The sequence below is a fragment of the Planococcus sp. VCh962 genome, from assembly GCF_057748275.1.
Genome location: NZ_JBYLHS010000001.1, coordinates 508,254 through 525,778, shown reverse-complemented (window position 1 = coordinate 525,778; position 17,525 = coordinate 508,254). Strand labels below are relative to the sequence as shown.

General features: G+C 45.0%; 17 protein-coding genes. 2 read left to right on the top strand and 15 right to left on the bottom strand.

The window, feature by feature from the left end; translation table 11 throughout:
• Position 1 precedes the first annotated feature (1 nt).
• From AC3AQ9_RS02755 to murG, 8 genes are all read right to left on the bottom strand, one after another.
• Positions 2-859 (bottom strand): ATP-binding protein, encoded by an 858-nt coding sequence (locus AC3AQ9_RS02755; RefSeq protein WP_488305920.1) that lies wholly within the window; start codon positions 857-859, stop codon positions 2-4.
• A 243-nt stretch (positions 860-1,102) separates the two neighbouring features.
• Positions 1,103-1,309 (bottom strand): DUF6501 family protein, encoded by a 207-nt coding sequence (locus tag AC3AQ9_RS02750; RefSeq protein WP_488305919.1) that lies wholly within the window; start codon positions 1,307-1,309, stop codon positions 1,103-1,105.
• Positions 1,310-1,368: 59 nt separating this feature from the next.
• Positions 1,369-1,959, bottom strand: coding sequence for a DedA family protein (locus AC3AQ9_RS02745; RefSeq protein WP_488305918.1), 591 nt, complete (start codon positions 1,957-1,959; stop codon positions 1,369-1,371).
• 368 nt (positions 1,960-2,327) lie between these two features.
• Entirely contained in the window at positions 2,328-3,602 is a 1,275-nt protein-coding gene (gene odhB, locus AC3AQ9_RS02740; RefSeq protein ID WP_488305917.1) for a 2-oxoglutarate dehydrogenase complex dihydrolipoyllysine-residue succinyltransferase, read from the bottom strand.
• A 95-nt stretch (positions 3,603-3,697) separates the two neighbouring features.
• On the bottom strand, positions 3,698-6,517 hold the full coding sequence (locus AC3AQ9_RS02735; protein ID WP_488305916.1) for a 2-oxoglutarate dehydrogenase E1 component: 2,820 nt from the start codon (positions 6,515-6,517) through the stop codon (positions 3,698-3,700).
• A 205-nt stretch (positions 6,518-6,722) separates the two neighbouring features.
• Complete coding sequence (locus tag AC3AQ9_RS02730) at positions 6,723-8,414, bottom strand: sensor domain-containing diguanylate cyclase (RefSeq protein ID WP_488305915.1); 1,692 nt, start codon at positions 8,412-8,414, stop codon at positions 6,723-6,725.
• A gap of 15 nt (positions 8,415-8,429) precedes the next feature.
• Entirely contained in the window at positions 8,430-9,386 is a 957-nt protein-coding gene (gene dapF, locus AC3AQ9_RS02725; RefSeq protein ID WP_488305914.1) for a diaminopimelate epimerase, read from the bottom strand.
• A gap of 25 nt (positions 9,387-9,411) precedes the next feature.
• Positions 9,412-10,494 (bottom strand): undecaprenyldiphospho-muramoylpentapeptide beta-N-acetylglucosaminyltransferase, encoded by a 1,083-nt coding sequence (murG, locus tag AC3AQ9_RS02720; protein WP_488305913.1) that lies wholly within the window; start codon positions 10,492-10,494, stop codon positions 9,412-9,414.
• 131 nt (positions 10,495-10,625) lie between these two features.
• Between murG and AC3AQ9_RS02715 the strand changes: the two genes are divergently transcribed.
• Positions 10,626-11,975 carry an MATE family efflux transporter gene (locus AC3AQ9_RS02715; RefSeq protein WP_488305912.1) on the top strand — a complete coding sequence of 450 codons (1,350 nt, stop codon included), beginning with the start codon at positions 10,626-10,628 and terminating at the stop codon, positions 11,973-11,975.
• A gap of 160 nt (positions 11,976-12,135) precedes the next feature.
• Positions 12,136-12,330 carry a hypothetical protein gene (locus AC3AQ9_RS02710; protein WP_488305911.1) on the top strand — a complete coding sequence of 65 codons (195 nt, stop codon included), beginning with the start codon at positions 12,136-12,138 and terminating at the stop codon, positions 12,328-12,330.
• Between the two features lie 166 nt (positions 12,331-12,496).
• On the opposite strand, the gene yoyC is transcribed toward AC3AQ9_RS02710, so the two are convergent.
• From yoyC to msrA, 7 genes are all read right to left on the bottom strand, one after another.
• Complete coding sequence (gene yoyC / locus AC3AQ9_RS02705) at positions 12,497-12,736, bottom strand: protein YoyC (protein ID WP_488305910.1); 240 nt, start codon at positions 12,734-12,736, stop codon at positions 12,497-12,499.
• The gene (locus AC3AQ9_RS02700) at positions 12,733-13,614 is read right to left on the bottom strand and encodes a CobW family GTP-binding protein (protein ID WP_488305909.1); all 882 of its coding nucleotides are present in this window, start codon (positions 13,612-13,614) and stop codon (positions 12,733-12,735) included. The genes yoyC and AC3AQ9_RS02700 overlap by 4 nt, the downstream gene beginning before the upstream one ends.
• Before the next feature lie 58 nt (positions 13,615-13,672).
• A complete protein-coding gene (locus AC3AQ9_RS02695) occupies positions 13,673-15,202 on the bottom strand; it encodes a lmo1851 family serine protease (protein ID WP_488305908.1) in 1,530 nt (509 codons plus the stop codon).
• 222 nt (positions 15,203-15,424) lie between these two features.
• On the bottom strand, positions 15,425-16,129 hold the full coding sequence (gene deoD / locus AC3AQ9_RS02690; protein ID WP_488305907.1) for a purine-nucleoside phosphorylase: 705 nt from the start codon (positions 16,127-16,129) through the stop codon (positions 15,425-15,427).
• A gap of 69 nt (positions 16,130-16,198) precedes the next feature.
• Positions 16,199-16,414 (bottom strand): YozE family protein, encoded by a 216-nt coding sequence (locus tag AC3AQ9_RS02685; RefSeq protein ID WP_488305906.1) that lies wholly within the window; start codon positions 16,412-16,414, stop codon positions 16,199-16,201.
• A gap of 158 nt (positions 16,415-16,572) precedes the next feature.
• Positions 16,573-16,998 (bottom strand): peptide-methionine (R)-S-oxide reductase MsrB, encoded by a 426-nt coding sequence (msrB, locus tag AC3AQ9_RS02680; RefSeq protein WP_488305905.1) that lies wholly within the window; start codon positions 16,996-16,998, stop codon positions 16,573-16,575.
• On the bottom strand, positions 16,995-17,525 hold the full coding sequence (gene msrA, locus AC3AQ9_RS02675; RefSeq protein WP_488305904.1) for a peptide-methionine (S)-S-oxide reductase MsrA: 531 nt from the start codon (positions 17,523-17,525) through the stop codon (positions 16,995-16,997). The genes msrB and msrA overlap by 4 nt, the downstream gene beginning before the upstream one ends.

Here is a 17,525-nt window from a genome sequence, read left to right as displayed (position 1 = left end):
CCTACTTCTTCCAAGTATTGGCCAAGTCCATGAATAAATCCCGTTCACTTTCGTCTTCCAGTTTTTCAGCAATGGCGTATTTTACAGCACGCAATGGGTCCATATACTGAGCTAATGCTGTAGCATCCAGCAAACTGCGGATAGACGCCGCTTCTTCGGACAATAAGCCATTTTCCACTTGTTTCATCAAGTCCGCTGCCAGGTCCAGCATAAATGCTTTTAACGAGGCATCCGCATCCGGGAATTCCCGGTTCCACAACTCCTGAAGTTGCTCACCTGTTAAGTATGGGATCGGATATGCGATAAAACGGTTTTTCAATGCTTCGTTCATCGGGGCTGTCCCGATATAACCTTCGTTGATTGCAGCAATGACACCGAAATCAGGATGTGCTTCAATGACCTCCCCCGTAAACGGGTTGGTCATCATCCGCCGGTGATCCAGCGCACTATGCAGAATTGGCAACGTTTCCGGTTTCGCCATATTGATTTCATCGATATACAGAAAATGCCCTTGCTTCATAGCCGTAACCACTGGCCCTTCCACAAATTCGATGCGGCTCTCGCCTCCGCGCTGGACCAGTGTCTTAAAGCCAAGCAGCGCTTCGGCATCCAAATCCACCGAGCAGTTGATGCTTTGCATCGGTTGGGAAAATGTAGCTGAAATACTTTCAGCCAGCTTCGTTTTCCCTGCTCCAGTTGGCCCTTTCAATAACACCGGCTTCCGCAGTACAACTGCAGAAAGAATATCTTGCCAAAGGTTTTTATCGGGGGCTATATAGCCGCCTTTGCCAATCAATTTCTCATAGTCATCATGTTTGCGTGTTTTTCTGTTTTGGATATCTTGTTCGATCATTGCCATTTAACTTCCCTCTTTCCAAATAAAAAACCGATGAACGGTCATCGGTCTGTTTTGTTATTTAAGATATCGCGTTGCTTTTTGTTTGCTTAATGTTAAAGCTGAACAGCCACTTCCGCTTTTCTTATTGTCCAGCTGCACACCTAGCCCTTCGAGGTCGCTTCGGTCTTGAATCCACAGCTTAAAGCACCATGGCTTTCAAGCCCTCCACCGCTTGTCGGGGGTGAACAGCCACTTCCGCTTTTTTTATTCAAAATAGGTTTTATAGAATCCTCCGACTTTGCCTGTGTTGTCGATGACGAAGATGAATTCTTCTGTTTCGTTTTTCACTTCATATGTTTTTCCTTCAGTCAGTACGTTGGATACAAGGAATTTTTCCGCATTTGTATGTTTGCATGTTACTGTCCGGATTGTTTCTTTCTCTAGCCATTCGTTGTGAATCACAGTCCTCATCCTTTTCTATATGTCTATTCATTTAGTATAAGGAAAAGCGGCGAAAAATTCAATTCTGCTTATTTTTTGGAGCCTTTTGATAAAAGGTAGTACCGCAGAACAACAGCGCCGATAATCAAAATCGTCAGTGCTGTCAAAAATATTTGGAGATTTTGCAGAATGGATTGGTAGGCATATGGAAAAGTCCGGCCAAGATTAAAGTAAATGAACATCCAGACAAATCCTGCGGTGTAGGCGTAGAGCATATATTGCATAAAGGGGTAGCGGTTAGCGCCGACGACATACGGCATCGCCCAGCGAACACCCGGCAGGAAAAAGCTGAAGGAAATCGCCATCCTTCCATGTTTGTCCATGTATAGCGTGAAATTATCGATCGCCCCTTTTAAGCGGGTTCTATCCAATCGGTCCAGCAGGCGTTTGCCAAACACCCGGCCGATCAGATATGCAAACGTATTGCTGGTAATCAGCCCTAAGTAAGCAGAGATAAATGCATAAATAGGATTGAAATAGCTGATTTCCGTCAAGACGCCTGAAAAAGAAGCCGCCACTTCATTGGGCAGCGGCATGCCGAATAGCAGGAGCCAATTGAAAATGAACATGCTGACATATCCATACTTTTGCACCAATTCCATCAAAAAAGTTAAATCCATTAAATCCGCCTGCCTTTAGCTCTTCTGCTTCTATCATGACAAAAAAAAGATGGTCCCGCAACGCAGGACCATCCAAAGTGAAATATTAATATGTTCAGTTATAGCTAAGCTATGTTGGAAGCCTGCGCTTTTCTACTTGGCCAGCTTCTCGGGACATAAGTCCTTTGGCTCTGCGGCAAAAAGCGCCGCTTCACCAAATTGTCTTATGCCTGTTGAAACTGAACGGCTCTTTCCGCTTTTCATTGTCCAGCTCCGGCGGCCAGCCTCTCGAGGTCGCTTCAGTCTTGCTGTTTAAGGCAAAGGGACGCCTTAAACCTCAAGCCCTCCAGCGCTTGTCGAGGCTTACTTGGCCGCCTGCGCTTTTCAAATTAAGATTCAAGCAATAAATCTTCCGGGTTTTCAATCAAATCTTTAACCATTTTCAAGAAGCCTACAGAATCGCTACCATCGATGACGCGGTGGTCGTAAGAAAGAGCCACGTACATCATTGGACGGATTTCGATTGAATCTCCGATGGCTACAGGGCGTTTCTGGATGGTGTGCATTCCAAGAATCCCTACTTGTGTTCCGTTCAAGATTGGAGTTGACATCAATGAACCGAATACGCCGCCGTTAGTGATTGTAAATGAACCGCCAGTCATGTCAGCGATAGAAAGTTTTTTGTCGCGTGCTTTCTTGGCAAGATCAGCGATGCTTGCTTCGATTTCAGCGAAGTTTTTCTTATCTGTATCACGAACGATCGGCACAACTAAGCCTTCTTCAGTTGAAACAGCGATACCCACATCATAGAACTGTTTCAATAAAAGATCCGTGCCGTCAAGTTCAGCGTTCACATATGGATATTTTTTGAGTGCTGCAGTCACTGCTTTAGTGAAGAATGACATAAAGCCTAAGCGTGTTCCATCGTGATCTTGTTGGAATTTGTCTTTCTTGCGGCTTCTCAAAGCCATAACATTTGTCATGTCGATTTCATTGAAAGTAGTCAGCATTGCTGTAGACTGGCGTACTTCCAATAAACGCTTCGCAATTGTCTGGCGGCGGCGTGACATTTTCTCACGGATTACGCGGCCGGATTCTTCATCTGAAGAAGGTGCAGCAGCTTTTGGAGCTTCTGCTTTCTGAGCAGGTGCACTAGCAGCAGCCGGTTTTGAACCATGAGCTTCTACGTCTTGTACGCGTACGCGGCCCATTGGATCAACTGGAGAGATTGCAGCAAGGTCGATGCCTTTTTCACGAGCCAGTTTACGGGCAGCCGGGCTTGCGATTGTACGGTCGGTTGAAGACTGCTCTTCAACTGCCGGTGCTTTTTCTACCGCTTCCATTGTTGTACCAGCTCCAGCTGCTGCCGGTTCTTCTGCTTTAGGGGCAGTTTCTGATGCCGCTGGTGCAGGAGCAGCGCTTTCGCCTGAAGCAGCACCAACAATTGCAATTACTTGCCCAACTTCAACAGTGTCGCCTTCTTGAGCCAGATGCTCTTGTACAACGCCCGCTTCTTCGGAAATAACTTCAACGTTGACTTTGTCTGTTTCCAGTTCAACAATGAATTCCCCTTTTTCAACTGTTTCGCCTGGCTGTTTCAGCCATTGTGCGATCGTTCCTTCTGTAATCGATTCTGCTAGTTCTGGTACTTTGATTTCTGCCACAAAAAATTCCTCCTTAGATTATCTCACTCTATTAGACCGGAAAACTTCTGCCCAAGAGAATTGAATCTCCTCTTGAGCATCAGTTCAGCGGGTCCTTAAGCTTGTGCTAATGCTTCGTCTAAAATGCGTGCTTGTTCAACTTTATGCGATTCTCCGTCGCCTTCTGCAGGGCTGGAACGTTTGATGCGCCCATAATAAGCAACCTCTTTGCCGTTTGCGATGTCTCGCAAGTATGGTTCAGCAAATGTCCAAGAACCCATGTTTTGCGGTTCTTCTTGGACCCATGCAAGTTCTTTGGCGTTCGGATAGCGTTCAACAATCGCCTGAATTTTTTCAGATGGGAAAGGATACAATTGCTCGACACGGACGATATGAATTCCGTCAAAGTCTTTGCCGTCTTTTACCCGCTCTGCCAAATCAATCGCCATTTTACCGCTTGCGAATAAGATGCGTTCTACTTTTTTCACTTTCGTGCCTAAACCTGGCTGTTCCAAAACGGTTTGGAAATGGCCTTCTGTCAAATCTTCAACGTCCGCCCCTACCATTGGATGGCGAAGCAAAGATTTTGGCGTCACGATAATAAGCGGGCGTATCGACTCTTCTTCCAGCATTTTCGCTTGGCGGCGAAGAATATGGAAGTAGTTGGCTGCACTTGAAAGATTTGCGACTGTCCAGTTATTTTCAGCAGCCATCTGCAAATGTCTTTCCAGGCGTGCGCTGGAGTGCTCAGGACCCTGGCCTTCAAAGCCGTGAGGCAAGAGCATGACCAAACCGGATTTCTGACCCCATTTCGAACGGCCAGCTGAAATGAATTGGTCGAACATCATTTGAGCCATATTGGCGAAATCGCCATATTGTGCTTCCCAGATAACGAGCGCCTTGTTGTTTTCAACGTTATAGCCATATTCATATCCTAGAACTGCCGCTTCGGTAAGTGGGCTGTTATAAACGACGAACGAAGCTTTAGCCCCTGAGATATGGTGCAATGGCACCAATTCTTCCCCTGTTTTATCATCATGCAATACAAGGTGGCGATGTGCAAACGTTCCGCGTTGAGCGTCTTGCCCAGTTAAACGGATTGGATTGCCATCTTGCAAAATTGCACCGAATGCCAGAGTTTCCGCATGCGCCCAGTCAATTTTGCCTTTGCCGTTGAACGGATCTTCACGGCGTTTCAAAATGCGCGCTAATTTACTGAAAGCAGAGAAATCACTCGGCCATGTCAGCAATTCTGCGTTCATTTTGGCTAAAACATCTTTGTCAACGCCAGTCGGCACTTCCGGATAACCGTTTAATACTGCTTCTGGGATGACGATGCCATGAGAATCGTCTGATTTATTTTCTTTCACTTTATCATAAGCAGCCTGCATTTCTTTTTGCGTATCTGCATCAAGCGCTTTTACTTCTTCTGCAGTAAGGACCTGCTCAGAAGAAAGCTGCTGCCCATAAAGTTCACGCACAGTTGGATGCTGGTGAATTCCATGATACATCATTGGATTTGTAACCAATGGTTCATCCATCTCATTATGGCCGTATCGGCGGTAACCGATCAAATCGATTAAAATATCCTTGCCGAATTTTTCACGGTATTCGAAAGCGAAACGCGCAACTGCGACCACCGCTTCCGGATCGTCTCCATTGACATGGATGACCGGAACTTCAAATCCTTTTGCCGGATCTGAAGAATAGTGAGTCGATCTTGAATCATATTGTTCCGTTGTAAAACCGATCAGGTTATTGGCAATGATATGGATTGAGCCGCCTGTTTGATAACCACGGATGCGGCTGTAGTTCAATGTTTCGGTTACAACGCCTTGACCTGGGAAAGCTGCATCGCCGTGTACAAGAATGGCATATGCTTTTTTCGAGTCGATTGGCGCGACTCCTGTTTGGCCGGTAACCTCTTGAGCTGCACGGGTTTGACCGGCAACGACCGGGCTGACGATTTCCAAATGGGATGGGTTGTAAGCCAATTTGATGTTTGTCCCTTTAGGGGAAGTATAAGCTGCACCCATATGGTACTTCACATCGCCGAACCAGCCTTTGGTGATTTGCAGAGAATTGTCTTCCGGCAGGAAAGGCTCATCCGGAACATGCGCAAAACCGGCAAACATCATTTCATAAGGTTTGTTCAAAATATGTGTAAGCACATTTAAACGACCGCGATGAGCCATCCCGATCATGATTTTTTCTGTGCCTTTTGCTTCGGACAAGCGTACCAGTTCATCAATCAGGACGACTAAGGTATCGACACCTTCAATAGAAAACCGTTTTTGGCCAACAAAAGTGCGATGCAGGAATTTCTCGAACCCTTCAACGTGAGTCAAAAGATTTAAGAGGTCTTTTTTCTTTTCAGCATCTAGTGAGGGCTTAAACTCTCCGGCTTCAATTTTTGATTGAATCCAGCTGCGTTCCTGAGGCTGAACAACATGAGAAAATTCAAAAGCGACTTTATCGGTATACAAGGATTTCAAATACGAAATCGCTTCTAAACCGTCCGTAACGCCTTTGGGTGCATCCGCAAGCAAGAGCGAGACAGGAACTTCTTTCAAATCCTGGTCAGTCAAGCCATATGTCGAAGGTTCTAAACGTGTTGTGTCTTTTGGCTGATCGTTCAGCGGATAGATATCAGAAGCCAGATGGCCATGGGCACGGATGGCTTCCGCCAGCTGAATTGCAGCCAATACTTTGCCAAACTTGTTCGTCTCTACACCCGCTGCAGCAGTTTCAGAAGGAGCGGCAGCACGCGGAGTCACATCGATTGGCGGACCATATTGTCTGAAAAGGTCTGCGAATTCCGGATCAAGCAGTTCCGGAGATTCTTGATAAAGGTCGTACATTTCCATAATATATCCAAGGTTTGGACCGGTGATGGAATTCCATGGGGATTTTGCATCTGAATAATTGCTAGACATTAAAAAACCTCCAGATATTTGCCGTATGGCAGTCACTTTTGTTATATGTGTATCTCCCTTATTTTATCACGCATCCCACTAGACATAAAGGAGAATGCGCTTCCAGCAAGGTCGAGAACGAATTTCCATTTCAATCTTACTACTTCCAGGAAAAAAAACAATGATTTTCCGTGAAAATATTCACATATTAAAAATTGAAGCGCTTTCATGTAGATTTCTTTTGAAAATCAGCCGTTTTCAAGTCATAGAGCGTTGTTTCCTCATAAAAAAGCATCTGATTTTTTCCTTTTCTTTTTGCTTCATACAAAGCATTATCCGCAAAAGTGACGAGTTGATCCAAATCATCCGCATGTTTCGGATAAAGCGATATCCCCATTGAAGTAGTGGGCGCAAAATGCCAGTCCTGGATATCCCATCCTTTTAGAAGATCTTTTTTGATGCGTTCGATGATTCGGCTGATTTGGTTTTCCGCCAGTTTCGGATCTAGTCCAGTTAAAGCGATCAGAAACTCATCGCCTCCTACACGTGCCACCATATCCTGTTTGCGAATGCTGTTTTGAAGTGACTGGCCGAATTGATAAAGAAATTCATCGCCTATATCGTGGCCATACCGATCATTGATCAATTTAAAATCATCGCCATCCAGATAGATTATCGCAGTCCATTCCCCAGCAGCATCAACTTGCTTTTTCATGCGGGCAAATTCATGTACCATCGAAATCCTGTTGGGCAGCTTAGTTAAACTGTCATGATAAGCCATAAAACGAAGCTGCTCTTCAAGTTCTTTCCGGTCCGTTATATCAAATAAGATGGCAAGAACCTGGTAAATTTTTCTGTTCGTATCTGTCAACGGTATTAGTGTAGCATCTACCCAGAAATCTTCCCCGGTCTTTTTTTGGCTTTTCATCTCGCCGCGCCATATCGAACCACTTAAGATTTGCAATTGTATTTTTTCAAACTGTTCTGCCGAAAGGAGTGTTGCGCCAATCTTTTTTATATCCATCCCAATCAATTCACGGGTTTCATATCCGGAAATCCCTTTAAAGTTATCATTGGCAAACTGTATCATACCGCTTGGCTCCCAGATTGCTACAGAAGCCGCATAATTAAGTGCTGCTTTATAGCTTTCCAGAATGTTTTCGGTCTTTTTCAGCTCATCTTTCAGCTTTGCTACTTTGGTCAGTTCCCTCAAAACAATTTGAAAAGCCCGTGTTAAACCAGCTTCATTGATTGGTGTGTAAATGGCTGAAAACTCACTGCGGCTTCCATCGCTTTTGCGATAAGCCAAAACGGCGGAGTTGATAGGCTGACCGATTTCATAGGCATCGAGGCGCTGTTTCATCTCACCGAACATATTCTTCATCGTTATGGGCAAATCATAAAATGATTTGCCCATCCATTCTTCTTTAGCTACACCGAATACTGCCTCATAAGCGGGATTCATATCCAAAATCGTGTAATCCGAAGTGATCATCAGCATAGGATCGATTGTATTTTGAATCAACGATTGATAAAAAAGATAATCTTCTTCCACTTTTTTAAGGCGTGATACATTTTTGGAAATCGCCAGCACATAAATTTCTCCATTTGCAAAAATCGGCGTCAGCTGATTTTCATTGGCCGCAATCTCTTTGCTGAATAAATTATAGTCGCGATATGTGTGGGCCGATTTCATTTTTATTGCTGTTCTGTATTGTTTTTTTATTTCCTCTGCCAGTTTTGCCGGCAGAACTTCATCCATGGTCCAGCCGACCAGGTCTTTCTGGAAATTTTCTTTGCAGCTTTCGTTAATATATTCATAGATGAATGTATCGCCTGTCTTCTTCAAAAAAAAGACAAGGTCTTCTGAATGTCCATATAACAGGTTTAATTGGTCTGCTGAAAAAGGGCCCGGCATGCGCATCTCTCTTTTCTATTTCGCAAATTGTTCTGTTACCGATGAAGTTTGTTCGATGAATTTTTCATAAAGCTGTTGTTCATTTAATGGTACAGAAGATGCGAGTCGCCCTTCTGACTCGTCTTCTCTCCATTCGAAACGATGAGCCGACAAATATGTCGCATTGCCCGTCAATCGCAAGCTGAAACTGCCGCCTTCTTTTGCGACGGAACATTTAACCATTCCGCCCGGGTTGTAGACATTCACTTCTCCGTAAGGAACGAGGCCTGCCAGGCAGCTGACAAGAGCGGAAGCCGTCATCGCGGTGCCGCAAGCATTCGTGAAGCCGACGCCGCGTTCAAAAGTTTTAACGAAAATGCCGCCTTCCACTTTTGTGACATAGCTGACATTGACGCCATCAGAAAAATACTCATTTGCCCCATTGAAATACTCCGCCCATTTTCGCTGATGGGCTGAATCCGCCTGGTATTCAACCGGTACAATGCCGATTAAGTGCGGATTTGGCACGGCCACAGCTGAAAATAAAATTTCTTCGGATACAAAAGGCAGCGGCTTTAACAGCCATTCAGTTTCCTCGCCATATGTCATTGGCAAATCGGCCAGCTGGAAGGATACAGGCGAAATTTCAACCGCATACATTGCAATCCCGTCCTGTCCAGGCTGTTCTTTTTTTACGTGCAGTGATGCTTTCATCGTTTCTATGACCGCTTCTTCAAGGCCCTCCCGCTCACAGACATAGCGGGCGACGCAACGCAGCCCATTGCCGCACATAGAAGCTTCGGAGCCATCACGGTTGATGACCCGCATTTTGGCGTCAGCCGTTTCAGATGGCAAAACAACCAGCAATCCGTCTGTTTGAGGATCAAGTGATGCAAGCTTAAGCGTCATTTCCTCGTAGTCACTGCGTTCAGCACCATCAAGCATATAAAAAGTGTTCATCGAACCATGAACTTTATAAAGTGAAAATTCCATTTTGCCCACCTCTTGCGTATGAAGTTTATTTTTTCTTCGTATAAGATGTTACCAATTTAGCCATTTCATGAGCTGTCTTCGGCGGTTCAGCCAGTGTCATGTTTTCAACAAGCAGCTCTTCATGGAGATGCAGTTTTTTCATTTCTTCAAAAAATCGTTCCGGTGTCAGTTCTTCTTCTTCCACCACATGGGCAAATCCCTGCTGCTTGAATAATTGCGCATTCAGAATCTGATCGCCTCGGCTTTGCTGTTTGGACAAAGGAATCAGCAGCATCGGTTTTTTAAGAGCCAAAAATTCAAAAATCGAATTCGAGCCGGCACGCGAAACCACAAAATCCGTCATATGCAGCAAATGCGGGAGCTCATCTGTCACGTACTCAAACTGACAATAATTCGGTACATTTTCCAAGCTGTAGTCGACATTGCCTTTTCCGCACAAATGGATGACATTGTATTCCGCTAAAAGCGCAGTCAAATTTGTGCGGATTGCTTCGTTGATTACGGCAGAGCCTTGGCTGCCTCCCATGATCAACAAAACCGGAAGATCTTTGTCGAATTTGCAAAGCTCTTTCCCAATTTCTGCTGAGCCTTCCATCAATTCACTGCGGATCACCGAGCCTGTGCAAGTCGATTTTTCTTTCGGCAAATGCTTTAATGTTTCCGAGAAGACTGTAAAGATATGGTCGGCGAATGGCATAGCGATTTTGTTTGCTAAACCGGGTGTCACGTCTGATTCATGGATGATGACCGGCACTGACATGGCTTTACCAGCCATCGCGACAGGCACTGAAACAAAACCGCCTTTTGAAAATATGGCTGCCGGTTTGGTTTTTTTGATGATGCTAAGCGCTTGGAAAAAACCTGTTCCGACACGGAAAGGATCCGTGAAATTCTTCATTGAAAAATACCGGCGCAATTTCCCGCTTGCTATTGGATGATATGTAACTTCAGGATGTCCATCTCTGATTAATTCACTTTCAATGCCCTCTTTCGAGCCGATGTATTCTACATTAAAATTCATTTTCAACAATTCCGGAATCAATGCCTGGTTCAGCGACACATGTCCTGCTGTCCCTCCGCCGGTTAATAAGATCGTTCTTTTGTTCATTTCTTGGCCTACTCTCTGTTGTCTTAAAATTGCAATTCCTTCTTTTCAGAAGCATTTTATTGCCTAGCGTCTTCTATGCTATACTTGTTTTTATTTGTTTAAATTGCTAATGGAATACTGGAGGATGGAACATGCTTGAAACAAAGACAAAAACAGAAAAATTTCAAATGCTGATTAAAATAGTTTTTCCGATTTTGGTTACGCAAGTTGCGATGTACTTGGTCACATTTTTTGATATTTATATGACGGCCCGATACAGCACAGAAGATCTGGCGGGCGTTTCGATCGGTTCCTCATTTTGGGTCCCGGTCTATATCGGACTTGCGGGAATTCTCATGTCCATCACTCCAATTGTAGCACAATTAATGGGGGCTAAGAAAAAAGAAGAAGTAAAAGATGCGGTACAGCAAGGAATTTATCTGGCTATTATTCTGGCAGTGCTTGTTTTCATCTTTTTCTTTTTTAGCATTGAATTCCTTCTTAGCCTGGTAAGCTTAGAACCGGCTGTAGCGTCAGTAGCAAAAAATTATATTCTTGCCATGAGTTTCGGATTGGTTCCGTTATTTGTTTACAATGCGCTGCGCTGTTATATTGATGCGCTCGGCGCGACGCGTATTTCCATGTTCATCACCTTATTGTCCGCTCCAATCAATGTTTTCTTCAATTATCTGTTGATCTATGGCAATTTCGGTTTTCCGGAACTTGGTGGCGTCGGTGCCGGTTATGGATCGGCCATTACCTATTGGCTTGTGATGCTGATCGCCATCTGGATTATCCACACACGCAAACCGTTTAAGTCTTTCAATATTTTCCGGGGATGGGCAAAGATTTCGGTTTCCCGGCTCCGGGAAATCAGCCTGATCGGCGTGCCGATCGGCATTGCCATTTTTGCGGAAACCAGCATTTTCTCTGCCGTCACGCTGATGATGAGCACTTATGGAACGATCACCATTGCCGCACACCAGATAGCCATCAATTTCACTTCGCTTCTGTACATGCTGCCGCTCAGCATTTCAATGGGGGCAACCATTCTGGTCGGCTTTGAAGTCGGAGCAAAGCGCTTTGCAGATGCCAGACAATACAGCTGGATCAGCGTGGCTGCAGCTGTCGGATTCAGCTTTGTTTCGGCGTTTATACTATTTTTCATGCGCCATCAAATTGCGGGATTGTATTCATCGGACCCCGCAGTCATCCAATTGGCTGTGCAGTTCCTGGTCTTCGCTGCACTGTTTCAATTGTCGGATGCTGTACAGGCCCCTGTGCAAGGAGCATTGCGCGGCTATAAAGATGTCAACATCACGTTTATCATGGCGCTGATTTCATATTGGGTCATCGGTTTGCCGGTCGGCTACCTTCTTTCCAGCTTTACCGGCTTCGAAGCGTTCGGGTATTGGATCGGCTTAATCGCCGGATTGACAGCCGGAGCCATTACCTTATCGTTCCGGCTTACGGTCATACAAAAAAAGATTGCGGCTTATTGAGCCGCAATCCAGACTGTAGACAAAGTATGCTTGAAATGAATAAGGCGGTATAACCCCCAACCGGCCCGGCCACTTCGCTTTCCGTGGGCTCGGCTTCAGCCGCTTCACTCACTTCGTTCGCTCCAGGGTCTTCAGCTCGAGCTGGTCCCACAGGAGTCTCGTGGCCGGACCGGTTGGGGATGTCGCTTTTCAGACAAGTGAGGAGAAGCGGCATCCGCTGTTCATTTCACGCCAGGTTCCGCAGCGAAAACCGGCGAAAGACAAAGATGTGCTCCTGCATCGCTGCGCTAGCTTCGTCGCAAACGAATCGCGCAAAATTACTTTTGCACCATTCGCTTCCTGCGGGACAGCGTAGCGACGAAGTGCCGAAATCCACTCGGGCGCCAATCCCGAGTGGATTTCGGCGCGAGCCCGCGGAAAGCGTCCGGTTGAAGCGCAGGAACCGAGGGGAGAACCTTGTTTTTAATCCTTACTCCCTTGATTGAACGTATCTTCTTTTGTCTGCAAGCTGAGATTGCGGCTCATTGAGCCGCAATCTTTTTATATAGCATTGATAAAGCTGCTTTCTCTTCTTCCGTCATGTCTGCTTGTTCGATGCGTGTTAATGCGATCGCCAATTTTTCCTGCTTTGTTTTCCGGACTCTGGGGTGTGTCAATTCATCATTGAGTTCAATCAGAATTTTCTGCTCGAGCTGTTCTTGGCTGATGATTGTTTCCGCACCGGTTCGGTTCGGCCAAAGTTTTTGGTATGCTTCAATCATGGCAGCTCAATCCCTTCCAGGCTCTCCCCAATAACGACAATTTGAGTCGGCATCTTCAAATATTCCGGCAGCCATTGCGCCATGCCGTATGCATATTGAAAAGCATGCGGATATTTGTCCCCTTCCAGCGGCACATAGCCTTTAATCCGGAAAACCGAATCCGGCAATGCTCTTAGCCATTCCTCGAACTTCTCACGTTTTACGGGTTCTTGGAAATTAAAAACTTTCGTATTCAGATTCAATTTGGATACGGGCGCTTTTTCGACTGCTCCTTTTTGAACTGCTGAGATTTTCTGCAGCGCTGAAAAAGGAACTTTGGATTGCACTGTTTGAATAATTTGGGCAGCCGGGTTTAACCCTTGCACTTCAAATGTCACTTTCGCCTGCTCAGCTTCAGTCAATAAATCCATTTTATTCGCTAATATTAAATCGGCATGGCGGATTTGCTCCAGATACAAGGAGCGGATTTGAGGGGACAATTTATCCCGGTCCAGCCAGCGTTTGCTGTCGGCCACCGTTATAATCCCCTTAAATGCTAAACGCTCAGCAAAAAGAGGAGAAAAAATAGCATCCAATGCTTCGACGGGATGAGCAGCTCCTGTTGTTTCAATCAACAGCACATCAAAGTCTTCTTCTGCCATCAAAGTCTGCAATTGTGCTTCAGACTTTTCAGACCCTGTGCAGCAAATGCAGCCATCCAAAAGCTCTTTCAATGGCACACCGTCTTCTACAGCGTCTGAATCGAAATTCATCTCGCCAAGTTCGTTCATAAATACTGCCGGTTTTAAACCTGCTTCTTTTGTTTGCTGAATGACATGCTTCAATAAGGTGGTTTTGCCGCTTCCTAAAAATCCGCTAAATAAATAAACGTCAATCATCAATTTCCCTCCATTTATGCGCCGTAAGAAAAGGCCCGCAAAGTGCGGACCTTTTTTATTATTCTTTCGGTTCTTTTTCAGCTGATTCTTCAGGAGCTTCAGCCTTGATGCCCGCTTCTTCCATCACGATTTTTTTCGCTTCAAGAAGCTGAGGATCTTCTTTGTCGATTTTTTCGCTCAAAGCTTCCATAACAGCGAAAGTTGTATCGCCCGTCACAATGCCGGTTGCTTCAAGTTCATGGTCTTCCTGGAATTGTTCAACCGCTTCAGTCATTTGCTCTTCATAAACGCCGTCCACTTTGCCAACTTTATAGCCGAGTGCCACAAGCATTTGTTCAGCAACTTTGACCTGCTCGGAAATTGTACCATCTTTCAATTCAAGTGAAGAATCCAAAACCGGCAAGGAAGCATATTCCGGATAAGCCACTTCCACATCCGGCACAATTCCTTTTTCATGAATCCAATTGCCATCAGGTGTGAGCCATTTCGCAGTAGTGAATTTCAAGTTGGAACCGTCAGCCAAATCGTTGGCCGTCTGTACTGTGCCTTTCCCGAACGTTTTTTCGCCAATAAGTTTGATATCGGCTGATTCACTCATTGCAGCCGCTAGAATCTCGGATGCAGAAGCACTCCCGCCATCAATCAAAAGCGTCACTGGCACTTTCACTTTTGTGCTCGGAGAAGACATGTAAATTTCCGGTTCTGTACCTTTGGCTTGAACTTCGAACATTTCTTTTCCTTCTTCAATGAACAAGTTGGAAATATCCAATGCCGTTGTCAGCAAGCCGCCGGGATTTTGCCGAACATCCATTACGATGGCTTTCATGCCTTTTGCTTCCATGTCGCTGATCGCTTTTTGCAATTCATCATACGTGTTTTCAGAAAAGCTGGTTATCTGGATATGCGCCACTCCGTCACCAATCATCTCGGCATATACCGTTTCAATCGGAATCTCATCGCGGACAATCTTCACTTCCAGCGGTTCAGCCATTTCGCCTCGTTTAATGGTCAAGGTCACTTCAGTGCCTTTTTCACCGCGGATAAGCATAACGGCTTCAGAAGCACTGAATCCTTGGATGCTTTCCCCATCGACTTCAAGAATCTTGTCGCCAGGTTTCAATCCCGCTTTTTCAGCTGGAGAGTTTTTTATGGGTGAGACAATATTGATAAAGCCATTTCGCTCTTGCACTTCTGCACCAATGCCTTGGAAACTGGATGAAATGCCTTGCGTAAATTGAGCCGCTTCTTCTTCATTCATATAATCGGAATATGGGTCCCCTAAAGACTCAACCATACCGTTGATGGCACCGTTAATCAGGACACTGCTGTCCACTTCTTCGTAATATTCCTGCTGTACTTGGTCGTATGCAGCATACAGCTTTTCGAATTCTCTTCGTTCTGGGGAATTTACTTGCACTGCCTTGTCATCCCCGAAAGTTAAGGCAAATATGGTCAATCCTGCTGTACATAATATCAAGGTGAAGACAAGCATGATAAAATAGAATGTTTTCATCCGGATAAAATGGGCAGGCGTTTCTTCAACAGGCGGAATTTGTTCGTGATTCTCGCCTGGGCGCTTTTCATCCATTTCTTTCACCACTTTCATAGTAGAGCTTAAAGCTGTATCGATTTTATCAAGCTTTGGAAAAAATTAAAAGAAAAAGACTGTCAAGACAGTCTTTTCGTTTTACCAAGCATTAACTTGGAGAAAGATCTCCGCAACATGAAAGGAGACCATTCTGCCCGTTAAAGTCCACTGGTTCCCGATCAGCCAAGGGCTAAAGAATCCTTTGGCTGACGAAGCTTCACTTTACTCCTGGATAGCCGCTTCTAATGCTACAACGATCATATCGTTAAACGTAGTCTGGCGTTCTTCTGAAGTTGTCACTTCACCAGTCAGCAAGTGGTCGCTCACTGTCAGGATAGACAATGCCTGGCGGCCATATTTGGCAGCCAAAGTATAAAGTGCTGCTGATTCCATTTCAAGTCCTAGAATTCCGTATTGAGCCCATTTTTCGTGCTCTGCATAGTCATTATAGAAAACATCTTCTGTAAAGACATTGCCCACACGCAATTTCAAGCCTTTTTCCATACCTGCATTATACGCTTTCAACAATAAATCAAAATTGGCAGTTGGTGCATAATCGATGCCGCCAAAAATAAGCTCATTCATTTTTGAATCTGTAGAAGCACTTTGTGCAATGATTACATCACGAACTTTGACATCTTTGTGAATAGAACCGCAAGTACCAACGCGGATCAATTTTTGTACATCGTATTCGTTCATCAATTCAGTTATATAGATTGAAATCGAAGGCGCTCCCATTCCTGTTCCTTGAACAGAAATCCGTTTGCCTTTGTATGTACCTGTATAACCGAACATGTTGCGTACTTCGTTATAAAGCACGGCATCCTCAAGGAAATTTTCCGCAATGTATTTTGCACGCAACGGATCCCCGGGAAGTAAAATCGTATCAGCGATATCGCCTTTTTTTGCATTAATATGAACACTCATCATAAAACCTCACTTTAATTTAGTCGTACTTATCATACTGTTTTTTCTTAAGGAGTGCAACGCATTGCATTAAAGCTTTGTATATTCGTCCCACATGGCATCAAAAGTTGAAGCTTTCATGACGGGATGGGCTTTTTCTTCAATATATCTGGAAAGCTTTTCGAAATCTTCCGAGTTTTTCGGAAAACCATGATCCAAAAACATGGCATCCGCAAAACGTGAAAAGTCGTCAGCGTGGAGCTTTCCACGGTATTTTAAAGCAAATTGATAAAATGAACGTCTCATATTTTGCCTCCCTTCTATTGTGCAATAAGAATAGTGCAAGTGCTCAAAGTCCGTGGACGTATTGCGTTCTTTGCTGATAAATACACGCTTGGAGCGACTTTAAAGATAAGTGCCGGAGTCTGGACATAAAAAACCCGGACAGCTGTCCGGGCCTCTAATTATTCAAACAACTGCTTGTATTCGGAATATCCTTCCGCATCGAGCTGATCCTTGGGAACAAAACGCAATGAAGCGGAGTTGATGCAATAACGCATGCCGCCAAGCGAAGCAGGACCATCCGGGAATAGATGTCCTAAATGTGAATCCGCAGTGGCACTGCGCACTTCTGTTCTTCTCATGCCATGGCTTGTATCAAAATTTTCTTTAATTTCACTGCCGTCCAATGGCTTGGCGAATGCCGGCCAGCCGCAATGGGCATCGTATTTATCTTTTGAACTGAATAATGGTTTTCCAGACACAATGTCTACGTAGATGCCCTCTTCAAAAAACTGGTCATATTCCCCTTGGAACGGAGGTTCTGTACCGTTCTCCTGTGTCACGTGGTATTGCATCGGCGTCAATTTAGCTTTTAAATCTTCTTTCATGACTGTCCACCCCAATTTCTTTCGATAAATCCCGCTCTGCCGGAACCGACCGAATACCGGTTATAATGAGCCGGGTTTTTCTTATAATAATCCTGATGGTAATCTTCTGCCAAATAAAACGGCTTGGCTTCCAGTATTTTCGTCGCGATCGGTTTTGAGAACCTGCCCGAGTTCTCCAGGTCTTTCTTCGATTTTTCAGCGGCTAGCCGCTGCTCTTCCGAATGATAGAAAATAGCTGTTTGGTAAGACTGGCCGCGGTCGAAAAATTGGCCGCCCGCATCGGTTGGATCAATCTGGGTCCAAAAAACCTCCAGCAATTTTTCATATGGAAAAATATCGGGCTGAAACGTAATCTGAACCGCTTCATAATGGCCCGTCGTTTCAGAACATACTTGTTCGTAAGTCGGGTTTTGTACGTGCCCGCCGGTATAGCCGCTGACCACCGATTCAATTCCTTCATAGGTATCGAACGGTTTGACCATGCACCAAAAACAGCCGCCTGCAAATGTCGCTTTTTCTGTCTTCAT

Excerpts from the sequence above, each read along its gene's own strand:
- AC3AQ9_RS02755 (WP_488305920.1), bottom strand. The coding sequence starts at position 859 with ATGGCAATGATCGAACAAGATATCCAAAACAGAAAAACACGCAAACAT.
- AC3AQ9_RS02750 (WP_488305919.1), bottom strand. The coding sequence starts at position 1,309 with ATGAGGACTGTGATTCACAACGAATGGCTAGAGAAAGAAACAATCCGG.
- AC3AQ9_RS02745 (WP_488305918.1), bottom strand. The coding sequence starts at position 1,959 with ATGGATTTAACTTTTTTGATGGAATTGGTGCAAAAGTATGGATATGTC.
- AC3AQ9_RS02735 (WP_488305916.1), bottom strand. The coding sequence starts at position 6,517 with ATGTCTAGCAATTATTCAGATGCAAAATCCCCATGGAATTCCATCACC.
- AC3AQ9_RS02730 (WP_488305915.1), bottom strand. The coding sequence starts at position 8,414 with ATGCCGGGCCCTTTTTCAGCAGACCAATTAAACCTGTTATATGGACAT.
- dapF (WP_488305914.1), bottom strand. The coding sequence starts at position 9,386 with ATGGAATTTTCACTTTATAAAGTTCATGGTTCGATGAACACTTTTTAT.
- murG (WP_488305913.1), bottom strand. The coding sequence starts at position 10,494 with ATGAACAAAAGAACGATCTTATTAACCGGCGGAGGGACAGCAGGACAT.
- AC3AQ9_RS02715 (WP_488305912.1), top strand. The coding sequence starts at position 10,626 with ATGCTTGAAACAAAGACAAAAACAGAAAAATTTCAAATGCTGATTAAA.
- yoyC (WP_488305910.1), bottom strand. The coding sequence starts at position 12,736 with ATGATTGAAGCATACCAAAAACTTTGGCCGAACCGAACCGGTGCGGAA.
- AC3AQ9_RS02700 (WP_488305909.1), bottom strand. The coding sequence starts at position 13,614 with ATGATTGACGTTTATTTATTTAGCGGATTTTTAGGAAGCGGCAAAACC.
- AC3AQ9_RS02695 (WP_488305908.1), bottom strand. The coding sequence starts at position 15,202 with ATGGATGAAAAGCGCCCAGGCGAGAATCACGAACAAATTCCGCCTGTT.
- deoD (WP_488305907.1), bottom strand. The coding sequence starts at position 16,129 with ATGAGTGTTCATATTAATGCAAAAAAAGGCGATATCGCTGATACGATT.
- AC3AQ9_RS02685 (WP_488305906.1), bottom strand. The coding sequence starts at position 16,414 with ATGAGACGTTCATTTTATCAATTTGCTTTAAAATACCGTGGAAAGCTC.
- msrB (WP_488305905.1), bottom strand. The coding sequence starts at position 16,998 with ATGAAAGAAGATTTAAAAGCTAAATTGACGCCGATGCAATACCACGTG.
- msrA (WP_488305904.1), bottom strand. The coding sequence starts at position 17,525 with ATGAAGACAGAAAAAGCGACATTTGCAGGCGGCTGTTTTTGGTGCATG.